The sequence below is a fragment of the Pontibacter sp. HJ8 genome, assembly GCF_054824225.1.
On the sequence record NZ_JSYF01000220.1, the window covers coordinates 1 to 4,643 of the forward strand.

Sequence of the window (4,643 nt, forward strand, 5' to 3'; positions counted from 1 at the left end):
GGTGTATTTCTTCCTGAACAACCAGCCGGCACCTGACAAGGTACAACCCGGGCAGGAGAACTTTGAGCAGCAGTATCAACAGTACAATGTAGCCCGGTATGAAAAGGACGCAATGGGTCAGGTTTCCTTTATGAAATACCCGTCACGGCGCTAGTCCGCGTCTTGCATTTGTATAATTTACAAATTTTAAAAAATTCTGTTTCCTGCAGAATATCAACTCAATAGCCTAACCTGCGCCATATACTTATCACTATTTTCAGTATAAAGTCCACTTCTTTTAATACTTAATTCCCGGGCAGAATATTCTCAGAATCGTAAAAGGAGGGTACAACACTCTAATACTGATTCGCTATGAACAAACAATTGACATCCATAGCTGCCTCTTTCCTGATGGGTTCTGCTCTTTTGCTGGCCTCCTGCGGGGAAGGTGGTAACAATTCCGATATGCCACCTGAATCTACTCAGGGTAATACACAGGAAACAGGTGTGGAAGGCAACGGATACGTAATGCCGGAAGATACCGGAGGTTTAGAAGGAAGTACCACAACCGGCTCAACCACTGGGACTACGGCCGGAACAACTACCGGCACAACAACCGGATCCTCCACTACGGGTACCACTGCCGGGACAACGAATGGTACTACAGCAGGAACTACTGCCGGATCCACCACTGGCGCTACCACGGCCGGCTCTACTACGGGAGGTTCTACTACAGGAGGCACAACAGGCAGATAAGTTACCAAAAAGCTGGGTTACTGCCAGAAACCCTCCATCTGTTGGCAGTGCCTGTCTTTTGTACCTGAGCTCCTACACAACTGTATAAATTTCGCACAAACCATTATACACTATGAAAAAACAATGGACATTAGCTACTGCCACGCTCCTTTTGGGAGCCTCAGTAACCTTTACATCATGTGGAGGAGAGCCCAAAGAGTCGACGCCTGACTCTACTTCCATCGAATCAGATGACACGAATCGCGATGAAGCGTCTGACACGACAGGAGATGAAGCAAGCGGAGGCACAGGTACTGATGCTTCCGGCACCACCACAACGGGCACTACCAGTGGCAGCACCACCGGAGGTACTACACAATAAGCCAAGGAATCAACAGCTTACAAGTACCACAGAAAAGCAGGAGCCAGTCAAACGGCCTCCTGCTTTTCTGTTTTTATACCTGGCAGCGATTCTGTTCTGACACCCTGATACATACAATTTCAAGAAATTACAGTAGCTATTCGGGAAATAAGGAGACCAGCCGGCATTCGCTTGCGCAATAGCCTGAAGGATAGTATTATTGCCGCCTTGCTTCTTCTGCCGTAAGAGAATTATACAAATCAAAACATCTCTGATCATGAAGCGCAGCAAGTCAAAAAATCTATTCTTCCTCTTTACTTTTAGCCTTTTGTTTTTAGCAAACATTTTTGCTTCGCTGCCGCTCCAGGCGCAATATCGCCCGGAGACAGACCTGGAAGAATTGTTCAAAGACGTTCAATTACTGCCTGTTTTTCCCGATTCCAAAACCTTTCCGGACTGTGTGCCACTGCAGGCGCCTGAACAGATCCTGCAGGCTTACCGGCAGCAAAAGCTGCAGCCTGATTTTGACCTGAAGGCTTTTGTTCGACAGCATTTTCTGCTCCCGACACAGGCATCCTCCGGCTATATCACTGATACCAGCTTATCCGTTACAGCGCATATCGGCGAGCTCTGGCCCGTCCTGACCCGCCAGCCCGACGAAGGCGGCGGGTCCCTGCTCCGGCTGCCCCATTCCTATGTAGTTCCCGGAGGGCGCTTCCAGGAAATCTATTACTGGGACAGCTTTTTCACGATGCTGGGCCTTCAGGCGAGCGGGCAAACAGCCTTAATCCAGAACATGGTGGATAACTTCGCCCACCTGATCAACACCACCGGCCATATACCCAACGGCAACCGGACTTACTACCTCAGCCGTTCCCAGCCGCCATTCTTCGCGCTTATGCTGCGTGTCCTGGCTCAGGAGCAGGGCAAACAGGTACTGCAAAAGTATGCGCCTGCTCTCCGGAAAGAATATGCTTTCTGGATGGAGGGCGCGGCCACACTCTCTGCCGCCAATCCGGCACACCGCCGGGTAGTGCTCCTGCCCGATGGCAGTATCCTCAACCGCTACTGGGATGATCAGCCAGCCCCGCGCCCGGAAGCCTACAAGGAAGACGTGCAAATTGCCCGCGAATCCGGGCGGCAACCGGAGGAGGTATACCGCCACCTCCGGGCAGCAGCTGAATCGGGTTGGGACTTCAGCAGCCGCTGGTTTGCCGATGGCCAGCGCCTAGGCACCATCCATACCACTGATATTGTACCGGTAGACCTTAACTCCTTACTTTTCCATATGGAAATGACCCTGGCAGAGATGGCGGAACTGGATGGCAACGGAGCAGAAGCGCGCCAATACAAAAAGAAAGCAAAGGCACGCCGCAAAGCCTTGCTCCGGTATACCTGGAGCGAAGCCGACAACTTCTTCTACGACTATGATTTTGTAAAAGGAACGACCACCCGTATTCCGACGCTGGCTGCCGTATACCCGCTCTACTTTTGCATGGCAAAACGGCGGCAGGCTACTGCCGTGGCACAGCGCCTGCAGGCTGACTTCCTGAAGCCCGGTGGCCTGGCCACTACGCGCGGGGACACCGATCAGCAATGGGACGCACCCAACGGATGGGCACCCCTGCAGTGGATGAGCATACAGGCACTGCGCAACTACGGGCATCAGGAGCTGGCCGGTACAATAGCCTCCCGCTGGGTTACGTTGAACACAGAAGTATATCAGAATACGGGCAAGCTGGTAGAGAAGTATAACGTAGAAAATCTGGAGTTGGAAGCAGGCGGGGGAGAATATCCCAATCAGGATGGATTTGGCTGGACAAACGGAGTTTTGCTGAAGCTGCTCACCCTGTATCCGGAGCTCAAGCTGGTGACAGAGCAGGAAGCGGTAATGCAGGAGGAGCGCTAAGCTATACCTGCCAATAAACACTTATTTGTCGGAATCTATATATCCTGCTTCCAGGCTTGCCATACCTGACCATCAGGGGTACTGCTATACCTTGGCACTCAGTTTGCAATAGGAACGTTATATAGAAAACTATCGCATATGATTCAGTATAAAAGTATCGCGACGGCCCTGGTTCTGACGTTGGGTACCTTCACAGCGTTTGCGCAGGGACAAAAAACAGCCAACTGGTTCTTTGGCAAAGGTGCCGGGCTTGTATTCAAGGATGGGAGCGTAACACCGGTAACGAACAGCAGGCTGCAGACGGAAGAAGGCAGCGCTACCATTTCTGACAAAGACGGCAACCTGCTCTTCTATACCAATGGGATTACCGTCTGGAACCGCCACCACCGGGTGATGCCAAACGGCAACGGCCTGATGGGGATGAAGTCCTCCACTCAATCGGCTCTCATCATACCCAAGCCTGCGACAGACAGTGTCTTCTACATCTTCACGACCGATATTCAGGCGCAGTCCAATGGCTTGCGCTACAGTGTCGTGAACATGACCAAAGATGAAGGCAACGGCGCTGTTACTGCCCGGAATGTCTTTCTGATTGCGCCTGCTACCGAAAAGCTCACTGCCATACGCCACAGCAACAACCGGGATTGGTGGGTGATCGCGCACCGCTGGAACAGCAATGCGTATATGGCTTACCTGGTCTCAGCGGAGGGTGTGAGTGCAGAACCGGTTTTCAGCAATGCAGGTACCGTACATGGTGGCGCTCACCGCAAAGCCATTGGCTACCTGGTTCCCTCACCCGATGGTACCCGGCTCGCTGCGGCACTCTGGGACAGTGACAGCAATTTTGAAGTACTCCGCTTCGACCGCAGTACCGGTGTGGTGTCAGAGCCAATCCTGTTGAGAGGATTCGAAGAAGCGTATGGTGTTTGTTTCTCTCCGGATGGCAAGCTGCTGTATGGCACAGCCAACGGAAAAGGAGGCGGCAAGGCACAGATCATTCAGTTCGACCTGCAGGCAGGCGATGAAGACGCTATCGCCAAATCGGCTGTCGTAGTAGGTACTTCCGGCAGCCCCCGTATCGGCGCGTTACAGCTCGGCCCGGATGGCAGGATGTATGTTGCCCGCCAGGACAACATTCACCTGGGCGTCATCAGCAAACCAAACCTGAAAGGAACGGACAGTGAGTATGTGGATACGGGGCTACACCTGGCAGGCCGGAAAAGTGACCTCGGTCTTCCCAATTTCCCTCAAGGCATAACCCCGGCCACCGGCAGAACCACCAGCAACAGGTAGAATTCTTTTTCTTTATACTTTCCAGGAGCCCGGCACATGTGCCGGGCTCCTTTGTTTTCAGCTATACCTGATTTAATTTGAACCACAGTTATTGAGCTTTCTCTTGCTGCGAATATACCTCCAATCCTAAGTCTTATATATTTCTAGTTTCATCTCTTTCTTTGGAACGCTCTCAGCCGCACCTAATGACTGGGAGTAGTTCGACATTAGCTGTCTTCGCACTCGTAACAATTCATGTTTTTGCTCTACCGGGTCCAACCACCCCTGCCCCTCCTTATCCAAGGAGGGGAGCTTGTCATTGGTATGGCTTTAGTTCTTGTTGCATAGTTGCTGAGTAGTCATCCCCCTGCCCCCTTCGAAGGGGGA

The 4,643-nt window shown here is 52.1% G+C and carries 4 protein-coding genes; all 4 read left to right on the forward strand.

From position 1 onward, the window contains the following. Nucleotides 1-351 precede the first annotated feature (351 nt). Entirely contained in the window at nucleotides 352-735 is a 384-nt protein-coding gene (locus OB13_RS10565; protein WP_461490132.1) for a hypothetical protein, read from the forward strand. A 112-nt stretch (nucleotides 736-847) separates the two neighbouring features. Beyond that, a complete protein-coding gene (locus OB13_RS10570; protein WP_461490133.1) occupies nucleotides 848-1,096 on the forward strand; it encodes a hypothetical protein in 249 nt (82 codons plus the stop codon). A gap of 307 nt (nucleotides 1,097-1,403) precedes the next feature. Then, on the forward strand, nucleotides 1,404-2,984 hold the full coding sequence (gene treF, locus OB13_RS10575; RefSeq protein ID WP_461490134.1) for an alpha,alpha-trehalase TreF: 1,581 nt from the start codon (nucleotides 1,404-1,406) through the stop codon (nucleotides 2,982-2,984). A gap of 138 nt (nucleotides 2,985-3,122) precedes the next feature. Continuing rightward, nucleotides 3,123-4,277, forward strand: a complete 1,155-nt coding sequence (locus OB13_RS10580; RefSeq protein WP_461490135.1) for a hypothetical protein — start codon at nucleotides 3,123-3,125, stop codon at nucleotides 4,275-4,277. The last annotated feature ends 366 nt before the right edge of the window (nucleotides 4,278-4,643 follow it).